Origin of the sequence: Phaeobacter gallaeciensis DSM 26640, assembly GCF_000511385.1 — a bacterium.
Classification (GTDB): Bacteria; Pseudomonadota; Alphaproteobacteria; order Rhodobacterales; family Rhodobacteraceae; genus Phaeobacter; species Phaeobacter gallaeciensis.
Window position 1 is genome coordinate 1566008 of record NC_023137.1, and the last position, 17767, is coordinate 1583774.

Consider the following 17767-nt stretch of genomic DNA (forward strand, 5'->3'; position numbering starts at 1 on the left):
CCGATACTTCAGGTGGTGAATTTTGACTTTTGCGCTGCTTTATGCCATGCTCTCAGGGTAGCTGGAAAACTGACTGATCCGCCATGCGGAGGCCTCATCTGGGCCTGCGCATCTGGCTGGGTCCGTGGTTTTGCGGATGGAGGTCCCATCACTATGAGGCCCCAACCATGAGCAGTTACACACCGGAAAACCGGCTGGCAAAAACCGCCGATCTTCTGTTCTCACTCCACAGCTCCATTGAACGGCTCCGTCAGGAGGCGGAGCAGATGCTCGAACGGCTAGCCTGCGATGCAGAGGAGGGCAGCAGCACTCCGCGCATCGCCAAATTGGAAAGCCTGATCCGTGACAGCCAGAAAGTGGAGAAAACCCTTGTCGAACAAAGTGAACAGCATCAGGCCGCAGCCGGGCTCGACATCGAGAGTGCCCGCAGCGAAATCGAAGACCGGCTGGCTCGCCTGCGCGCCAGCCTCGACACAGACGATGTTTCTGGACCGGCTGAGTGATCATGACCTCTGCGCGATGCCCTATCTCTTTGATCTCTGGGCGCTGCCACATCAGCTGCCACCAGCGGGCGACTGGCGCAGCTGGGTCTTTCTTGGCGGGCGGGGGGCTGGAAAAACCCGTGCCGGCGCCGAATGGGTGCGTACGCTGGCCGAAGGGCCAACACCCTTGTCCGCTGGTCGCGCCCGCCGCATCGCGCTCCTTGGGGAAACCTACGATCAGGTGCGTGATGTCATGGTACAGGGCGACAGCGGCCTTCTTGCCTGTACGCCCCCCGATCGGCGCCCGACGTGGAAAGCCACCGAACGACGATTGATCTGGCCCAACGGGGCGACCGCACAGGCGTTTTCCGCCCATGACCCGGAGGCGCTGCGCGGCCCGCAGTTTGATGCCGCCTGGGCGGATGAGCTGGCGAAGTGGAAACGCGGGCAGGACAGCTGGGATATGCTGCAATTTGCCCTGCGCCTTGGCGATGATCCGCGCGTCTGCGTGACCACAACGCCGCGCAATGTGGGCGTGCTACGCGACCTCCTCGCCAGCCCTTCGACCGTGCAGACCCATGCCGCAACGGAGGCCAACCGCGCCAATCTCGCGGCTTCTTTCCTTGAGGAGGTGCGCAACCGCTATGCGGGGTCCCGCCTTGGTCGGCAGGAGCTGGACGGCATCCTGTTGCAGGATGTTGAGGGCGCGCTTTGGACCAATGCGGGGTTGGTTGCCGCGCAGATCGCAAAGGTCCCAACACTGGACCGGGTGGTGGTGGCGGTGGACCCGGCGGTGAGCGCGGGCAAACACTCCGACGCCTGTGGCATCGTGGTGGTGGGCGCAACCCTGCAGGGTCCGCCACAGGACTGGTGCGCCTATGTGCTGGCCGATTGCACGGTGCAGGGCGTCGGCCCGCTCAGCTGGGCGCAGGCTGCCATTGATGCGCGTGACCGCTACGGTGCCGACCGGGTGGTGGCGGAGGTCAATCAGGGCGGCGCGCTGGTCGAAAGCCTGCTGCGCCAGATTGATCCGCTGGTGCCCTTCACCGCGCTTCACGCCAGCCGGGGCAAGGGGGCGCGGGCCGAACCAGTCTCCGCACTCTATGAGCAGGGGCGGGTGCGCCACCTGCCGGGGTTGGGCGCGCTAGAGGATCAGCTCTGCCAAATGACTCCGCGCGGCTATCTGGGGCAGGGATCGCCTGACCGGCTGGATGCGCTGGTCTGGGCGGTGAAGGAGCTGATCCTGACCCCGGCCAACCGCCACCGAATGCCCCGCGCCCGCATGTTGTGAGCTGACCATGCCCCCACCGACAGCCCCGAAACGCCCGCAGTGATGCGGGCGTTTTTCGTTTGACCACAAAGGTTTGCCTCGGGTGTTGCGCGCCCGGCGCACGCCTTGCTCAAATCTTATTCAATTCCGGCCGTCATAAAGGATTGCAGCAAACAGGGGGCGGGATTTGCCCGGTCCCGCAAGTTCAAGCAAAGGAGTGGCCCATGGTCTTTGACCTCCTGCGGCGCAAGCAACGGCCCGTCGAAACCAAGACAAGCGCCGCCGCCCGTGTGGTGGCTTGGCATGGCAGCACCGGTGGCACAGGTTGGAGCCCGCGCGACAGCAGCTCATTGACGCGTAGTGGGTTTGCCGGCAATCCGGTGGGCTACCGTGCCGTCAAGATGATCATTGAGGCCGCCGCCGCGCTGCCGCTGGTGTTGCAGGATGGCACACAGCGCTACGACAGTCACCCGTTGCTGGCGCTGCTGGCCCGGCCGAATGCCGCCCAGGGCCGGGCCGAGCTGCTGGAGGCGCTGTTTGGCCATCTGTTGCTCTCTGGCAATGCCTATATCGAGGCGGTCTGTGACCCCGACGCGGGTTCCGCGCTCCCGGTTGAATTGCACGTGCTGCGCCCCGACCGGATGAGCGTGGTGCCCGGCAGCGATGGCTGGCCAGTGGCCTATGATTACAGCGTGTCGGGTCGCAAACACCGCTTTGATGTGACCATGCCCTGCGCTCCGATCTGCCATCTGCGCAGTTTTCATCCGCAGGATGACCACTACGGGTTGTCCCCGATGCAGGCAGCCGCCATGGCGGTGGATGTCCACACCTCCGCCTCGCGCTGGTCGAAGGCGCTTCTGGACAATGCAGCCCGCCCCTCTGGTGCATTGGTCTGGACCGGAAGCGATGGTCAGGGGTTGATGGCGGAGGATCAGTTTCGCCGCCTAAGTGATGAAATCGAAATGAATTTCCAGGGTGCACGCAACGCGGGCCGTCCGATGGTGCTGGAAGGCGGGTTGGATTGGAAGCCAATGGGTTTCTCGCCGTCGGATATGGAGTTTCACCAGACCAAGGACGCCGCCGCCCGCGAGATTGCGCTCGCGCTTGGGGTGCCGCCGATGCTGCTGGGACTGCCCGGCGATGCCACCTACGCCAATTACCAAGAGGCCAATCGCGCCTTTTATCGTCTCACCGTCTTGCCGCTTGTGACCCGCGTGGCGGCGACCCTGTCGGATTGGCTCTCGCGCTATCAGGGGGCTGCGGTGACGCTGAAACCGGATCTGGATCAGGTGTCTGCATTAGCCTCCGAACGCGAGGCGCAATGGCGCCGGGTTGCCAGCGCCGATTTCCTGACCGTGGCGGAGAAACGCCGCCTTCTGGGCCTGCCGCCACAAGAGGAAGGGGACCGCGATGACTGAGATCCCGATCCCGCCGTTTGAATGTTCTCCGGGGCTGCGGCTCTCCGCCCATGAACGCATCGCTGAGATTCAACGAGAGGCGATGAATCGTCGGCTCGACCGGCTGGAGATGATGATGGAACGGATGGAAAAGCGGCTCTGGCTCACTGTCTACGGCGTAGCCGCTGTCATTCTGGCACAGGCGTTCCAGTCCTTTCTGGTGGTGCAGTAATTTACATGAATTCAATCAGATATAAGGGGAAGGTGATGCGACATGATGAGCATCTGGAACATAAATTCGCGCGCTTCGGCGAGGATCTGACCATCGGGGATGAGACCGACGATATGGTCACCATCAGCGGCTATGCCAGCCTGTTTGGCCGGGTTGATAACGGCGGCGATCTGGTGCAGCCCGGCGCTTATCAAGCCTCGCTGGAACGGCTCTCCAGGGCCGGGATTGCGGTGAAGATGCTCTGGCAGCACGACCCGGCGCAGCCGATTGGCGTCTGGGATGAGGTCCGCGAGGATGCCCGTGGCCTGCATGTCACGGGCCGTATCCTGACCCGCACCCAGAAGGGGGCGGAGGCGGCAGCGCTGATTGGTGCCGGCGCGCTGGATGGTCTCTCCATCGGCTATCGTACCCGCCGCGCCACGGCGCGCAAAGGCGGCGGTCGCTGTTTGGCGGAACTGGACCTCTGGGAGGTGTCGCTGGTGACCTTCCCGATGCTGCCCACCGCCCGGGTAACCGCCACCGCACAGCCCGTGACAGCCGCCAAATCGACGTCCGCGGAGCCGGATCTGAGCGATCCCGGCGAGACACCGCAGATCTGGCGCGAGGTGATCGAGATGCTGCGCAACGGCGCCAGTCTCGCACCCCTCGGCTGAGCACAGCGCCGTTTCCCGTCTTCTCCAACCGACCCAAAGGACTGACAGATGAGCCACACCCAATCCCATAGCGACCCAACGGCCCACCCCGATGCGGCCCCGCAGGAGGTCAAGCAGGCCGTTGCCGACTTCGTGCATAATTTCAATGGGTTCAAAGACAAAATTACCCTGAAACTGAAACAGACAGAAGAGCGTATGACCATGCTGGATCGCAAATCTCACTTTGCCAATCGCCCCCCGCTTGCCGCCGCTGATGCGGGCGCGGCCCCCCATCAAAAGGCGCTGGATGCCTATCTTCGTTCCGGCGATGATGCCGCCCTGCGCGGTCTTGATCTGGATGCCAAGGCGATGAACACCACCGTCAATGGCGATGGCGGCTATCTGGTGGATCCGCAGACTGCCGAGAGCGTGAAAGCGGTGCTCTCCAGCACCGCCTCAATCCGGGCTGTGGCCTCCGTGGTGACGGTGGAGGCGACCTCTTATGACGTGCTCATTGACCATGGCGATGTGGGGCACGGCTGGGCCAATGAGACCGGCGCCGTGACCGAAACATCCACCCCGGTGATCGACCGGATCACCATCCCGCTGCATGAACTCAGCGCGCTGCCCAAGGCCTCACAGCGGCTGCTGGATGACAGTGCCTTTGATATCGAGGGCTGGCTGGCAGGACGTATCGCAGATAAATTCTCCCGTGCGGAGGCCGCCGCCTTCATCATGGGGGACGGTAATGACAAGCCAACCGGCATCCTCTACCACCCGGTGGTGGCCAATGACAGTTGGAGCTGGGGCAACCTCGGCTATATCACCACCGGTGTTGAGGGCGATATCGGCGATGGCGATGCGATCATTGATCTGGTCTATGCGCTTGGCGCGCAGTATCGCGCCAACGCCAGCTTTCTGATGAATTCCAAAACCGCAGGCCTGCTGCGCAAGCTGAAGGACGCTGATGGCCGCTTCTTGTGGTCCGATGGTCTGGCTGCAGCGGAACCGGCGCGGCTGATGGGCTATCCCGTTGTCATTGCTGAGGATATGCCCGACGCGGATGTGAACGGCTATGCCGTGGCCTTTGGCGATTTCGTGGCCGGCTATACCATTGCCGAACGCCCGGATCTGCGGGTGTTGCGCGATCCCTTCAGCGCCAAGCCGCATGTGCTGTTTTATGCCACCAAACGTGTGGGCGGCGATGTCAGCGATTTTGCTGCCATCAAACTGCTGAAATTCGGCCTGAGCTGACGCTTGGACCGATGGCGGGACTGGTTCTCCGGTTCCGTCTGCGGATGCGCGCCCCGGCCACTGTCGTCCAGCTGCTCCCCTTCCGTCCCACGGCAGCAGCCCGGCGCGCATCCGTGCCTCAATCCGATCCACCAGACGCAGCCCCGCGCGAGTAGCCCCTGAAAGAACAGCCGTTGGAGTGAAATGATGATGTTAAGCGAAGTGACACCGGTGCCAGAGGCAGCCCTGCCGCAAGAGGCGTTCAAGGCGCATCTGCGTCTGGGCACCGGGTTTGATGAGGCGGGTTTGCAGGAGGCGGTATTGATCAGCTTCCTGCGCGCGGCCATCGCGGCGATTGAGGCACGCACCGGCAAGGTATTGCTGGCGCGGGATTTTCTGCTGACGCTTTCGACCTGGCGCGATCCGCAGGTGCAGGCCTTGCCGCTGGCGCCGGTGCAGATGATCCAATCGGTCACGCTGGTTGGCTCCGACGGGGTCGAAGTGCTGCTGGAGGCCGGGCGCTACCGGCTGGAACCGGACAGCCAGCAGCCCCGGCTGCGCCCGGTTGGTGGGCCACTGCCGGTGATTGCCAGTGGGGGTGAACTGCGGATCCTGATCCGGGCCGGCATGGCCAACAGCTGGGCGGCGCTGCCCGGTGATCTCGCCCAGGCGGTGCTGATGCTGGCGGCGCATTACTATGAATTCCGCGATGATACCCGGTTGCAGGGCGGGTGCATGCCCTTTGGTGTGACCAGCCTGATTGAGCGTTACCGCGCCTTGCGGGTGAGCTTGGGGGTGGGGGCTGCTGGGGACCGTGGCTTTGGCGGTAACTTCGGGCCGGGAGCAGACGCATGAGCCGCCGCACCACCGCGCGCCGCGCATCCGCCGCCACACCACGTCTCAACCGCTGTCTGGCGCTGGAAGATCCACGCCGCACCTCGGACGGCGCGGGCGGGTTTCTTGAGGCGTGGCAATTGCTTGGCCACCATTGGTGCGAGATGCGCGCGCTCACCGGGCGCAGCACCGATCAATCCGGCACCAGTCTTTCGTTACAACGCTATCGGATCACCCTGCGCGCTCATCCCACTGGCAGCCCGGCCCGGCCACGTCCCGACCAGCGCCTGCGCGATGGCGCCCGGATTTTTCGCATCGATGCGGTGGCCGAAGGCGACCCCGATGGCCGCTTCCTGACCTGTTTTGCGACCGAGGAGACAAGCGCATGACCTATGCCCTGGCCCTGCCATTGCAGGAGGCGCTGTTCCAGCATCTGAGCGCCGACCCCGATCTGACCGCAGCGCTGAATGGCGCAGTTTATGATGCGCTGCCTGCCGGCACGCTACCGCAGACCTATGTGACCCTCGGCCCGGAGGAGGTGCGCGACCGCTCAGATCGCAGCGGCGCCGGCGCTCATCACCGGGTGGAGATCAACGTGCACACCGATACCGCCGGCTTTGCCGGGGCCAAGGCGATCGCGGCCTTGATTTGCGATAGCCTGACGGCGGCTGCGTCAGCGCTGACCCTGTCACGCGGGCGGCTGGTGGGGCTGTGGTTTGAGCGCGCAAACGCCAGCCGCAACACCTCCGGTGGCCGTCAGATCCGCCTGCGTTTTGCCGCGCGGCTGGAGGATATCTGACCGTCCAAAATAAGAGGTAATACAAATAAATCAGATAATTGCGCATCACAGTTGATGTTTTTGCGCCGTGCTGCCTGCCTTTTCAACCATAGGAGATCACCACAATGAGTGTCCAAAATGGCAAGGATCTATTGGTCAAAGTCGATATGACCGGCGACGGTCAGTTCGAAACCATCGCGGGGCTGCGCGCCACGCGTATCAGCTTCAACGCTGAAAGCGTCGATGTCACCAGTCTGGAAAGCCAGGGAGGCTGGCGTGAGCTGTTGTCCGGCGCCGGGGTGCGTTCGGCCAATATCTCCGGCTCTGGTATTTTTCGCGACGAAGGCACCGATGAGAGGGCGCGGCAGCTGTTCTTTGACGGGCTGACCCCGGCATTTCAGGTGATCATCCCCGATTTCGGCATTGTCGAAGGCGCGTTTCAGGTGACCGCCTTGGAATATGCCGGCAGCCACAATGGCGAGGCGACCTATGAGCTGTCGATGGCCAGTGCCGGGGCGCTAGTCTTCACGGCCATTTAAGGGAGGCGGTGCGGATGGATCCCCATGTGCAGACCGGCTCTGGTGCCAATCCCCACACAGGCGAGGTGGCGCTGGGGATCAACGGCCAGATGCTGCCGCTGAAACTGACCCTTGGCGCACTTGCCGCTTTGGAGTGCGAGTTGCGGACCGGGTCGCTTATTGACCTCGTGACCCGGTTCGAGGGCGGCGGCTTCTCCGCGGCCGATGTGCTGGCGCTGCTGGCGGCAGGGTTGCGCGGCGGCGGTCACACCCTCAGCGCTGCCGAGCTGGCCGCTGTCGATATTGACGGCGGCCCGATGCAGGCGGCGCGGGTCGCTGCACAGCTCCTGGCGCGCAGTTTTGCGCTGCCGGAACTGGTGACCCCATGACGCCCCAGCAGCGCCCCACAGATGGACAAGGAGCCGGGCTTGATTGGCCGGCACTGATACGAGCGGGGCTGGTTGGGCTGCGCCTCACGCCAGATCAGTTCTGGCGCCTCACCCCGGCAGAACTGCGGTTGATGCTGGGACAGGACATGGGCGCGGTGCCACTGGGCCGGGCGGGTCTGGATCAGCTGATGCAGGCCTTTCCCGACCCCGCAGCGCCAACACCCAAAGAAACAGGAGCAGTAAGCGATGAGTGACACAGGACTGAATGCGCTGGACCAGCAGAGCGAGGCGCTGAGCGACAGCCTCGGCGATGCGGCAGGTATGGCGGCCACATTCGATGCGGAGCTGCGCCGGGTGCGCGCGGCCTTCGTCGCCACTGGCAAGGATGCCGAGACATTGGAGCGCGGCATGTCCAAAGGGCTGCGCCGCGCCTTTGACGGGGTGGTGTTTGACGGCATGAAACTCTCCGATGCGCTGGACACCATGGCGCAATCGATGATCCAGACCACCTATTCGACCGCCATCAAACCCGTGACCAGCCATGTGGGCGGGCTGCTCTCTGACGGGGTGGGTAAACTGATGAGCGGCATTCTCCCCTTTGCCGATGGGGCGGCGTTTTCGCAAGGAAAGGTGATGCCCTTTGCCAAAGGCGGTGTTGTGACCGGGCCGGTGAGTTTTCCGATGCGCGGCGCAACCGGCCTGATGGGAGAGGCAGGCCCGGAGGCGATCCTGCCGCTGACGCGCGGCGCCGATGGCGCGCTGGGGGTACGCAGCCAGGGCGGCGGCGGCACCTCCGTTGTGATGAATATCCAGACCCCGGATGTGCAGGGGTTTCAACGCAGTCAGGGCCAGATTGCCGCCCAGCTGAGCCGCGCCCTCACGCGTGGCAATCGCAACCGCTGAACCGGAGGGCAGCAGATGAATTTTCACGAGGTCAGATTTCCCGCGTCGCTCAGCTTTGGCTCCATTGGCGGGCCGGAGCGCCGCACCGATGTGGTCACGCTCGCCAATGGGCATGAGGAACGTAACACCCCCTGGGCCCACTCACGCCGCCGCTATGATGCGGGGCTGGGCCTTCGGGGGCTGGAGGATATCGAGGCGCTGATCGCCTTTTTCGAGGCGCGGCAGGGCCAGATGTATGGATTTCGCTGGAAGGATTGGTCGGATTTCAAATCCGCCCGCGCCACGCAGGAGGTGGCCTTCGATGATCAGGTGATTGGCATGGGCGACGGGGAACAGCGGGTGTTTCAGCTGAGCAAGACCTATCGTTCCGGAAGCTATGCCTATCAGCGCCCGATTGCGAAACCAGTGGTGGGCAGCGTGCGCATCGGGATTGAGCAGGACGCCCTGCAGGAGGCGGTGGATTACACGCTCGACAGCACGCTGGGGACGATCACGCTGGCGCATCCGCCGGAGGCCGGTCTGGCGGTGAAGGCAGGGTTTGAATTTGATGTGCCGGTGCGTTTTGACACCGACCGCATTCAGACCAGCGTGGCGTCCTTTCAGGCGGGCGACGTGCCCAATGTGCCGGTGGTGGAGGTGCGGGTCTGATGGCGGGGGTGAGCGAGGCGTTTCAAACTCATGTAGCAGGCGGCCTGACTACGTTGTGTCGCTGTTGGCTGGTCACCCGCAGCGATGGGGTACAGTTCGGCTTTACCGATCATGATTGCGATCTTCGGTTCGAGAGTGCCGCAGAGGGCGAGGCTGGTCTGTTGTTTCGCGCAGGCACTGGCCTGACCGCGCGCAGCCTGCAACAGGCCACCGGGCTGGCGGTAGACAACACCGAGGCGCTTGGCGCGCTGAGCGATGCCGCCATCCGCGAGGAGGAGATCGAGGCCGGGCGCTTTGATGGCGCGGAGGTGCGCTGCTGGCTGGTGAACTGGGCTGATGTCTCGGTCCGCTGGTTGCAGTTTCGCGGCAGTTTCGGCCAGATCCGCCGTGCCGGTGGCGCCTTTGAGGCGGAGCTGCGCGGCCTCACCGAGGCACTCAATCAACCGATGGGGCGGATTTACCAGAAACCCTGCACGGCGGTGCTGGGCGATCGGGCCTGCCGCTTTGATATGACCACACCGGGCTATGCGCTGGAACGGGCCGCAGAGGAGATCCGCGAGGGGCAGTATTTCAGCTTTGCCAGCTTGCCAGGGTTTGAGCCGAACTGGTTCACCTCTGGCCGCCTCACGGTGATGAGCGGGGCGGCCAAGGGCCTGTGGGGCTGGATCAAACAAGATCGCCAGCAGGTCGGGCGGCTGGGACAGGACGCAAACGCGCCGGATCCGAATGTTGACCATCGCCAGCTGACCCTGTGGGAGCCGTTGCGCGGCAAGGTTCGGCCCGGCGATCTGCTGCATCTGGCGGCGGGCTGTGACAAGCGGCTGAAGACCTGCCGGTTGAAGTTCAACAATGGTGTCAACTTTCAGGGCTTTCCCGATATTCCCGGCGAAGATTGGGTGATGAGCGTGCCCCGTCAGAGCGGCACAAATACCGGCGGCAGCCGCAGATGAGTGGCGCGACGGGGGTATCCCGCACCGAATTGGTCGCGGCAGCACGGGGCTGGCTGGGTACGCCTTATGTGCATCAGGCGGCCACACGCGGAGCGGGGTGTGATTGCCTTGGCCTGATCCGGGGGCTCTGGCGCGAGATCTACGGGCAGGAGCCTGAGGCAGTGCCGGGCTACACGATGGACTGGTCCGAACCTCAAGGTGAGGAGGCATTATGGCAGGCCGCGCTGCGCCATCTCACGCCCAGACCCCTCACCGATGCGCGCGTGGGTGACGTCATCCTGTTTCGGATGCGCCGGGGGGCGGTGGCCAAACATATCGCGCTGCAAACCGAAACCGGCGCCATGCCGCGATTTATCCATGCCTATAGCGGCCACGGGGTGATTGAAAATGCCCTGAGCCACCCGTGGCACCGGCGGATCGTGGCGCGGTTTTCCTTTCCTGATGTTGATGCTGATGAGGTGACGTGATGGCGACCATTCTTCTTTCTGCGGCGGGGGCAGCACTTGGCGGCTCGGTTGGCGGGGCTGTGGCGGGCCTGTCGTCGGTTGCGATTGGCCGCGCGCTTGGCGCCACGGTTGGCCGCGCGATTGACAGCCGCCTGCTGGGCGCGGGCAGTGAGCCGGTGGAGACCGGTCGGGTGGAACGGTTTCGCCTGACCCATGCCAGTGACGGCCAGCCAATTGCGCAGGTTTATGGCCGGATGCGGGTGGGCGGACAGGTGATCTGGGCGTCAGAGTTCCGCGAAACCTCCACCACCAGTGGCGGCGGCAAAGGCGGCGGTGCGCGCCAGCCCAAGGTGACCAGCTACAGCTATGATGTCTCGCTAGCGGTGGCGGTCTGCGCCGGGGAGGTGGCCTCCATCGGGCGGGTCTGGGCCGATGGTGAGGAGGTGGCGCCGAAGGATCTGAATATGACCGTCTATCGCGGCACCATGGATCAGCTGCCCGACCCGGTGATGGAGGCGGTGGAAGGCGCGGGCGAGGTGCCCGCCTATCGCGGCACCGCTTATGTGGTGATGGAGAGCCTTGCACTGGAACGATTTGGCAACCGGGTGCCGCAGTTTTCTTTTGAGGTGCTGCGGGCGGAGCAACCCACCTCCACCACCTATGATCAGGATCTGGCGCAACTGGTCCAAGGCGTGGCGCTGATGCCGGGAACGGGGGAATACGCGCTGGCGACAACGCCGGTGCATTACGATCATGGGCCGGGACAGGCCAAACCCGCCAATTCGCACAGCCCCTCGGGGGAGACGGATCTGGTGACCTCGCTCACCACATTGGGGGAGGAGCTGCCCGCCTGTGGCGCGGCCTCGCTGATTGTGTCGTGGTTCGGCGATGATCTGCGCTGCGGGGATTGTACCATCAAACCCAAGATCGAACGCCAGCATATCGAGGGGGCAAATATGCCCTGGTCCGTCGCGGGGCTGAGCCGGACCGAGGCGGAGCTGATCGCGCGGCAAGAGGACCGGCCGATCTATGGCGGCACCCCCACCGATGCTTCGGTGATTGAGGCCATTCGCGCACTGCAGGAACAGGGCAAGCGGGTGATGTTCTACCCGTTTATCCTGATGGATCAGATGGCGGGCAATGACCTGCCTGATCCCTGGAGCGATGAGGTCGGTCAGGCGCATCTGCCCTGGCGCGGGCGGATCACCCTGTCGCGGGCACCGGGACAGCCCGGCAGCCCCGATGGCACGGCTATGGCACGGGATGAGGTGCAGCAGTTCTTTGGCACAGTGACGGCGGCGGATTTCACCGTGGCGGACGGTGCTGTCAGCTATAGCGGTTCGCTAGAGGACTGGGGGCTGCGGCGGTTTATTCTGCACAACGCCGCGCTTTGTGCGGCGGCGGGCGGGGTTGAGGCGTTTTGCATCAGCTCTGAGATGCGTGGGCTGACCCAGATCCGCGACGAGGCGGGCTTTCCCGCGGTGGCGGAGCTGCGCGCGCTGACGCAGGAGGTGCGCCAGATCCTTGGGCCAGACACCAAGATCGGCTATGCCGCCGATTGGTCGGAATACTGGGGCTATCAAAGCCCGGAGGGGGATCGCTATTTCCACCTTGATCCGCTGTGGGCGGATGAGGAGATCGACTTTATCGGCATCGACAACTACATGCCGCTGTCCGACTGGCGCGAGGGGGAGGATCATCTGGACGCCAAAGCGGGCACGCCCAATATCTATGACCTCAGCTATCTGCGGGCCAATGTCGAAGGCGGCGAGGGCTATGACTGGTATTACCACTCACCCGAGGCGGAGGCAGCCCAGATCCGCACGCCAATCACCGATGGGGCTTATGATGAGCCGTGGATCTGGCGCTACAAGGATATTCGCAACTGGTGGTCGAAACCGCATCACGACCGGATCAACGGGGAACGTGCCGCACTGCCCACCGCCTGGGAGCCTGAGAGCAAGCCGATCTGGTTCACCGAACTGGGCTGTGCGGCCATCGACAAGGGGACCAATCAGCCCAACAAGTTTCTGGACCCCAAAAGCTCGGAATCAAAGCTGCCGAAATTCTCTGACGGGCAGCGAGATGACATGATGCAACTGGCCTATCTGCGTGCCCTTCTGGGCTATTGGGGGGAGGCGGGGAACAACCCGGTCTCAGAGGTCTATGGCAAGCCGATGCTGGACATGTCCAACGCCTATGTCTGGGCCTGGGATGCGCGGCCCTTTCCAACCTTTCCCAATGCGGTGGAGGTCTGGAGCGACGGCGAGAATTACCTGCGGGGGCATTGGCTGAATGGGCGGGTGGGGCAGCGCACGCTGGCCTCGGTGCTGGAGGAGATCTGTGCGGCCTCAGGTGTGAGGGCGATTGATGTGAGTGACCTGCCTGCGCTGGTGCGGGGCTATGCAATCAGCGATGTCGGCGAGGCCCGCGCCGCCCTGCAACCGCTGCTGTTGCGCCATGGTGTCGATGCCATCGAACGCGACGGGGTGTTGCGGTTCCGCCTGCGCAACGGCCGACAGGATGCCACGCTGGATCTGGCGCATCTGGTCGAAGGTCAGGAGCTGGACGGGGTCATCGAACAGACCCGCGCTCCAGAGGCGGAGCTGGCTGGCCGTATGCGGTTGCGCTTTGTCGAATGGGGCGGGCGCCATGATCTGCGCGGCGAGGAGGCGATCCTGCCCGATGAGGCCACCCATGCCGTGAGCGACAACGAACTGCCAATGGCCCTCACCCGCGCCGAAGGGCGGCAGGTGGTGGACCGCTGGCTGAGCGAGGCGCGCATGGCCCGCGATACCCTGCGGCTGGAACTGCCGCCCTCCGCCATGGCGCTGGGCGCGGGGGATGTGATCCGCCTGCCGCTTGCGGGGGCGGTTGCCGAACCCGGCGCGGACAGTGGTGCGCAGGCGCGTTACCGGATTGACCGGGTCGAACAGGGCGCGGCGCAGCTGATCGAGGCGGTGCGGATCGAGCCGGAGAACTACCAGCCCGCGCCGGTGCCGGAGGAATTGCCCGGTGTTACCGCTTTTGCAGCGCCAGTGCCGGTGCTGCCGCTGTTCATGGACTTGCCGCTGATCAGCGGCGATGAGGTGCCCCATGCGCCGCATCTGGCCGTCACGGCGCAGCCCTGGCCGGGGTCTGTGGCGCTTTACGCTGCGCAAAGCGATGCCGACTACCTGCTGGAGGAGGTTCTGGCCGCGGCCTCTACCATTGCCATCACCAATACCGCACTGTCTGCGGGCGCGCTGGGCCGTTGGGAGCGGGGGGCAGATCTGGAGGTCGATATGATCTCCGGCCAGTTCCAGAGCCGCGACCGGATGGCGGTGCTGAATGGCGCCAATCTGGTGGCGATCGGGGATGGCACCCCCGGCAATTGGGAACTGATGCAATTTGCCGAGGCGGAGCTGATTGCGCCGGGGCGCTACCTGCTGCGCGACCGGCTGCGCGGTCAGCAGGGCAGCGATGCGCGGATGCCGGTGTCCTGGCCCAAAGGGTCCTATGTGGTGGCGCTGGATGGCACACCACAGCAGATTGCGCTGGCCGCCAACCAACGGGGGCTGAACCGCCATTACCGCATTGGCACCGCCCGGCGGTCCTATGATGACCCGAGTTATCTGCATCTGGAGGCAGCCTTCGCGGGTGAGGGGCTGAGGCCTTATGCGCCGGTACATCTGCGCCAGCAAGGCGCGCTGGGCTCTGGTGCGGTCGGGCTGAACTGGATCCGCCGCAGCCGCATTGATGGTGATCGCTGGGATCTGGCGGAGATCCCCTTGGGCGAGGATCTGGAGCGCTACCGCCTGCGGGTGCTGCGCGGCGGTGAGGTGCTGCGCGAGGAGCTGCTGGACCGTCCGGTCTGGAGCTATCCGCCAGCGGCGCAGGTGGCGGATGCAGTTTCACCCGGCGACCGGGTTGAGGTGGCGCAGGTCTCGGCCCGCTACGGTGCCGGGGCGGTTTCTGCCCTGCGGCTGGTCTGAGGAGGGGCGGGGATGCGACGGCCTGTCCTGCCCGGCGACATCACCAGCACCGCCCGCGCCCTGCTGGTGGTGGCCCCGGCGCAACGGCGCGCGCTGTGCCAGCGGATCTTTGCCGGGGCCGGGCAGGCGCTGCGCCATACGCGCCGCACCCGGCGGCTCTGCCCGGATTGGGGGGATGGCTCTCTGAGTGCGGCGGCGCGGAAATTCACGCTGGCGGATGAGCCGTTTTATGATGCGCCGGAGTACCTGGTCTGCACGCGGCTGGTGCTGGCCCATCTGGCCCGGCATATCCGCCTGACGCAGGAAGGTGATGATGCCTTCTCCCATGAGATCTGAAACTTGTGAAGGCTTCAAAAGGCGGAGAACCCGGGCTGCACAGGTGGTTTGCGCAGCTGCGCGCCTGCGGGAAAGCCGCCCTGATGGCAATGAAAACAAGGGGCTGGCAGTGTAAACCGATCTGACAGATCAGAACAATCAACAGATCCGATGGCTGTCATCACGGATTTGCGGTTGGCCTTTTTGCGCTTACACAGGTATTCTGGGCGCCAGCACAGGAGGCAGAGCCATGCTTGAGACGCGCCACGCCGTCAGTTCCGTTGATCCGGTTTGGGATCAGATCACCACCGAGGCGCAGGAGGCCGTGAGGCGCCAGCCGTTGATGGGCGGGCTGATTCATGCCTGCATCCTGCATCACACCTCGCTTGAGAAGGCGCTGTCCTATCGCATCGCGGCGAAGCTCTGCTCGAATGAGATGTCGATGGTGATCCTGCGCGAAATCGTGGACAAGGCCTATGGGGAAAACCCGGATTTGATCGCCGCTGGACGGGCCGATCTGATGGCCGTCTATGAACGTGATCCGGCCTGCCATCGCCTGTTGCAGCCGATCCTCTATTTCAAGGGCTATCAAGCGGTGCAATGTTACCGGGTGGCCCATTGGCTGTGGACCCAAGGCGATTACGACCTGTCCTATTTCTTCCAGATGCGAATTTCCGAGATCTTTGGCGTCGATATCCATCCGGCGGCGCGGATCGGCCGGGGCATCATGATTGACCACGCCCATTCCATCGTTATCGGTGAGACGGCTGTGGTGGGCGACAATGTGTCGATGCTGCATTCGGTGACCCTGGGCGGCACCGGCAAGGAAGAGGAAGACCGCCATCCGAAGATCGGCGATGGTGTGCTGATCGGGGCCGGTGCCAAGGTCCTGGGCAATATCAAGGTCGGCCATTGCAGCCGCATTGCGGCCGGATCCGTCGTGCTTCAGGAGATCCCGCCCTGCAAGACCGTGGCGGGCGTTCCGGCCAAGATCGTGGGTGAGGCGGGCTGTGATCAGCCCTCGGTGAGCATGAATCAGGTGCTCGCAGGCGGCAAACCCCCACAGTAACGCGGCTCTGTTTGCCTGAGACGGGGCAGCGGCCTGCCTCAGGCGCGCGGCTGTAGCTGCGGTGTCGCCAAGTGAGTATTTTTGGAAAGATGACGATGAAGAGGGGGCGACGTGGTCGGCCCCTTTTTTCGTGGGCTGGGCGGAGTTGTGCAGTTAATCGCAGGGGTGTTGCTATCGGCGTTTTTCGTCGGTGGCCGGGACGTCATAATGCTGTCCTCGTGTCAGCCCCATTTGCGATGTTGTACTCGGAGTGAATGGTGTAATTGGGCTGGCTGCGATCAATGAGCGGCTGCGACAAGTCGCGGTATCGCAGCAACCCTGCTGCCGCACCGCCGCATGGCAGCAGTGAGTCCATATCGACTGATGCTGCAGACCCAACAAAGGTCCGCTAGCGAGTTTCCGTCAAACTTGCCCAGTAATCAGGGATCAACTCAATCGTTTTTTTCAATTCCGGATCGCCTGCAGTTATTTGCTCACGGCGAACGCCTAGGGTGGCGCTTACTCTATTCGCTAACTCGAAAACAAGACGGCAGGTTACGCCTTGCCTGTCAGTTTCGGCCGGGTCGGGGCTATAGAAACATGTGACCCGTCCAGGCCCGAGCGCAGTGTCAGAGTATTGTGCGGTCAGTTCCGGTTCGTCTCGGTCAGATGGGCCAGGCGTCGCATCTCTACGTAGTTCAAATTGCATCGTCGGTATGTCGCGGCACCAGATACTATCGGCCTGATCTGGGCGGATTTCGCGACACCAATGATCCACTTTTTCTTGCGTGAGGCAGTAGTCGTTTCCCGAGCGACAGTCGTGCTCTACAGGTGAAACGTTGATGGTTCGAAAATTGATAGGGTCGCGACGTTCATGCAGGAGTACGTCGTTTGGCTTGGTGAAACCGGAAACGGGGTTGGTTAGGTTTGTTGAGCATCCGAATAGCCCAGCTTGAACATCCGGCGCACAGTCGTCGAATACGTGGAGGCGAGGACTCGCTGGAAAAGCAACCTGATGCTCCGCCAAGGTGCCCGTGAAATCCGCGCGGATGATTTCAGCGGCCCGAACATCTTGATCCTCAGCTAAATGGCGCTTTGCTATTTCACGCTGCGCGACTGGCCAAAGTGTTAGCGATGCTGTCAGCCCCAGGATTGCAATCCCAGTTGCCCATGAGGCCCACCTTGATCGCTGGTGCCCGATCCACAACACAATCGAAGCGCCAGCCATGCCGAGTGCAGCGCTGCTTGCCACAAATGGAACTAGCATGATGGGTCCAAGCGCGAAGAAAGCAAAGTTCAGAACCGAACCAATGCCCTGCACAGGAGCATTGGCTGGTCCCAGCAGCAAAACCAAAGGGACGACACCCAATATTACTCCCCAGTTGAGAGCTTTGCGCGGGTTTCGAATAAACCGCAGAGAAAGTACAAACCCGATGAGAAATCCAAGAAAAATATATAGAAGCATGTCGACCAATAACACTCTCGTAGGGCCGATACGCAAGGACTATTGGGTCTTTGACGAGCCCCAGTGTTCAAGAGCAGTCATTGGCGCAGCCGCAGCGAAAAGGCGCTTCGTCCGCGGAGTGGAGATCACATGATATTTAGCCGGTACAGGCAGAGCGCGTCCGGAGCGCGCGCTTCGGATACTGGTGCACACCCAATTTCGCCTCTGGTCTATCGCGGGATGCCCTTGTGGGCCATCTACACAGGTGCTGCCA

General features: G+C 63.4%; 20 protein-coding genes. 19 read left to right on the top strand and 1 reads right to left on the bottom strand.

Translation table 11 applies throughout. From position 1 onward, the window contains the following. The first annotated feature begins 167 nt into the window (after positions 1-167). The 19 genes from GAL_RS07540 to cysE all read left to right on the top strand — a co-directional run bounded on the left by GAL_RS07540 (position 168) and on the right by cysE (position 16070). On the top strand, positions 168-503 hold the full coding sequence (locus GAL_RS07540) for a hypothetical protein (protein ID WP_024096988.1): 336 nt from the start codon (positions 168-170) through the stop codon (positions 501-503). Then, on the top strand, positions 481-1773 hold the full coding sequence (locus GAL_RS07545; RefSeq protein ID WP_024096989.1) for a DNA-packaging protein: 1293 nt from the start codon (positions 481-483) through the stop codon (positions 1771-1773). Before GAL_RS07540 ends, GAL_RS07545 begins: the two co-directional genes overlap by 23 nt. A 203-nt stretch (positions 1774-1976) precedes the next feature. Next, positions 1977-3170, top strand: coding sequence for a phage portal protein (locus tag GAL_RS07550; RefSeq protein WP_024096990.1), 1194 nt, complete (start codon positions 1977-1979; stop codon positions 3168-3170). Further along, entirely contained in the window at positions 3163-3381 is a 219-nt protein-coding gene (locus GAL_RS07555) for a GTA head formation protein, RCAP_rcc01685 family (protein WP_024096991.1), read from the top strand. The genes GAL_RS07550 and GAL_RS07555 overlap by 8 nt, the downstream gene beginning before the upstream one ends. A 35-nt stretch (positions 3382-3416) precedes the next feature. Next, on the top strand, positions 3417-4034 hold the full coding sequence (locus GAL_RS07560) for an HK97 family phage prohead protease (protein ID WP_024096992.1): 618 nt from the start codon (positions 3417-3419) through the stop codon (positions 4032-4034). Between the two features lie 48 nt (positions 4035-4082). Then, a complete protein-coding gene (locus GAL_RS07565; protein ID WP_024096993.1) occupies positions 4083-5267 on the top strand; it encodes a phage major capsid protein in 1185 nt (394 codons plus the stop codon). Positions 5268-5453: 186 nt separating this feature from the next. After that, positions 5454-6101, top strand: a complete 648-nt coding sequence (locus GAL_RS07570) for a head-tail connector protein (protein WP_024096994.1) — start codon at positions 5454-5456, stop codon at positions 6099-6101. Further along, positions 6098-6469, top strand: coding sequence for a head-tail adaptor protein (locus GAL_RS07575; RefSeq protein ID WP_024096995.1), 372 nt, complete (start codon positions 6098-6100; stop codon positions 6467-6469). Before GAL_RS07570 ends, GAL_RS07575 begins: the two co-directional genes overlap by 4 nt. Further along, positions 6466-6879, top strand: coding sequence for a DUF3168 domain-containing protein (locus GAL_RS07580; RefSeq protein WP_024096996.1), 414 nt, complete (start codon positions 6466-6468; stop codon positions 6877-6879). Before GAL_RS07575 ends, GAL_RS07580 begins: the two co-directional genes overlap by 4 nt. Positions 6880-6983: 104 nt before the next feature. After that, entirely contained in the window at positions 6984-7397 is a 414-nt protein-coding gene (locus tag GAL_RS07585) for a phage major tail protein, TP901-1 family (RefSeq protein ID WP_024096997.1), read from the top strand. A gap of 14 nt (positions 7398-7411) precedes the next feature. Then, entirely contained in the window at positions 7412-7765 is a 354-nt protein-coding gene (locus GAL_RS07590) for a gene transfer agent family protein (RefSeq protein WP_024096998.1), read from the top strand. Next, complete coding sequence (locus tag GAL_RS07595; RefSeq protein WP_024096999.1) at positions 7762-8019, top strand: rcc01693 family protein; 258 nt, start codon at positions 7762-7764, stop codon at positions 8017-8019. The genes GAL_RS07590 and GAL_RS07595 overlap by 4 nt, the downstream gene beginning before the upstream one ends. Then, the gene (locus GAL_RS07600; protein ID WP_024097000.1) at positions 8012-8668 is read left to right on the top strand and encodes a phage tail tape measure protein; all 657 of its coding nucleotides are present in this window, start codon (positions 8012-8014) and stop codon (positions 8666-8668) included. The genes GAL_RS07595 and GAL_RS07600 overlap by 8 nt, the downstream gene beginning before the upstream one ends. 15 nt (positions 8669-8683) lie before the next feature. Further along, positions 8684-9316: a DUF2460 domain-containing protein gene (locus GAL_RS07605; protein ID WP_024097001.1), complete on the top strand. Its 633-nt coding sequence runs from the start codon at positions 8684-8686 to the stop codon at positions 9314-9316. Further along, positions 9316-10266, top strand: coding sequence for a DUF2163 domain-containing protein (locus tag GAL_RS07610; protein ID WP_024097002.1), 951 nt, complete (start codon positions 9316-9318; stop codon positions 10264-10266). The genes GAL_RS07605 and GAL_RS07610 overlap by 1 nt, the downstream gene beginning before the upstream one ends. Next, positions 10263-10733 (top strand): NlpC/P60 family protein, encoded by a 471-nt coding sequence (locus GAL_RS07615; RefSeq protein WP_024097003.1) that lies wholly within the window; start codon positions 10263-10265, stop codon positions 10731-10733. Before GAL_RS07610 ends, GAL_RS07615 begins: the two co-directional genes overlap by 4 nt. Next, on the top strand, positions 10733-14686 hold the full coding sequence (locus GAL_RS07620; protein ID WP_024097004.1) for a baseplate multidomain protein megatron: 3954 nt from the start codon (positions 10733-10735) through the stop codon (positions 14684-14686). The genes GAL_RS07615 and GAL_RS07620 overlap by 1 nt, the downstream gene beginning before the upstream one ends. 12 nt (positions 14687-14698) lie before the next feature. Continuing rightward, a complete protein-coding gene (locus GAL_RS07625) occupies positions 14699-15022 on the top strand; it encodes a DUF7742 family protein (RefSeq protein ID WP_024097005.1) in 324 nt (107 codons plus the stop codon). A gap of 229 nt (positions 15023-15251) precedes the next feature. Beyond that, on the top strand, positions 15252-16070 hold the full coding sequence (gene cysE / locus GAL_RS07630; protein ID WP_024097006.1) for a serine O-acetyltransferase: 819 nt from the start codon (positions 15252-15254) through the stop codon (positions 16068-16070). 388 nt (positions 16071-16458) lie between these two features. Here cysE and GAL_RS07635 read toward each other — a convergent pair whose 3' ends face one another. Continuing rightward, the gene (locus tag GAL_RS07635; RefSeq protein WP_145957934.1) at positions 16459-17523 is read right to left on the bottom strand and encodes a hypothetical protein; all 1065 of its coding nucleotides are present in this window, start codon (positions 17521-17523) and stop codon (positions 16459-16461) included. Positions 17524-17767 lie beyond the last annotated feature (244 nt).

Coding starts and splice junctions, on each gene's coding strand:
- GAL_RS07540 (WP_024096988.1), top strand. CDS start 168: ATGAGCAGTTACACACCGGAAAACCGGCTGGCAAAAACCGCCGATCTT.
- GAL_RS07625 (WP_024097005.1), top strand. CDS start 14,699: ATGCGACGGCCTGTCCTGCCCGGCGACATCACCAGCACCGCCCGCGCC.
- GAL_RS07580 (WP_024096996.1), top strand. CDS start 6,466: ATGACCTATGCCCTGGCCCTGCCATTGCAGGAGGCGCTGTTCCAGCAT.
- GAL_RS07555 (WP_024096991.1), top strand. CDS start 3,163: ATGACTGAGATCCCGATCCCGCCGTTTGAATGTTCTCCGGGGCTGCGG.
- GAL_RS07615 (WP_024097003.1), top strand. CDS start 10,263: ATGAGTGGCGCGACGGGGGTATCCCGCACCGAATTGGTCGCGGCAGCA.
- GAL_RS07605 (WP_024097001.1), top strand. CDS start 8,684: ATGAATTTTCACGAGGTCAGATTTCCCGCGTCGCTCAGCTTTGGCTCC.
- GAL_RS07620 (WP_024097004.1), top strand. CDS start 10,733: ATGGCGACCATTCTTCTTTCTGCGGCGGGGGCAGCACTTGGCGGCTCG.
- GAL_RS07590 (WP_024096998.1), top strand. CDS start 7,412: ATGGATCCCCATGTGCAGACCGGCTCTGGTGCCAATCCCCACACAGGC.
- GAL_RS07600 (WP_024097000.1), top strand. CDS start 8,012: ATGAGTGACACAGGACTGAATGCGCTGGACCAGCAGAGCGAGGCGCTG.
- GAL_RS07585 (WP_024096997.1), top strand. CDS start 6,984: ATGAGTGTCCAAAATGGCAAGGATCTATTGGTCAAAGTCGATATGACC.
- GAL_RS07575 (WP_024096995.1), top strand. CDS start 6,098: ATGAGCCGCCGCACCACCGCGCGCCGCGCATCCGCCGCCACACCACGT.
- GAL_RS07595 (WP_024096999.1), top strand. CDS start 7,762: ATGACGCCCCAGCAGCGCCCCACAGATGGACAAGGAGCCGGGCTTGAT.
- cysE (WP_024097006.1), top strand. CDS start 15,252: ATGCTTGAGACGCGCCACGCCGTCAGTTCCGTTGATCCGGTTTGGGAT.
- GAL_RS07550 (WP_024096990.1), top strand. CDS start 1,977: ATGGTCTTTGACCTCCTGCGGCGCAAGCAACGGCCCGTCGAAACCAAG.
- GAL_RS07610 (WP_024097002.1), top strand. CDS start 9,316: ATGGCGGGGGTGAGCGAGGCGTTTCAAACTCATGTAGCAGGCGGCCTG.
- GAL_RS07560 (WP_024096992.1), top strand. CDS start 3,417: ATGCGACATGATGAGCATCTGGAACATAAATTCGCGCGCTTCGGCGAG.
- GAL_RS07570 (WP_024096994.1), top strand. CDS start 5,454: ATGATGTTAAGCGAAGTGACACCGGTGCCAGAGGCAGCCCTGCCGCAA.
- GAL_RS07565 (WP_024096993.1), top strand. CDS start 4,083: ATGAGCCACACCCAATCCCATAGCGACCCAACGGCCCACCCCGATGCG.
- GAL_RS07545 (WP_024096989.1), top strand. CDS start 481: ATGTTTCTGGACCGGCTGAGTGATCATGACCTCTGCGCGATGCCCTAT.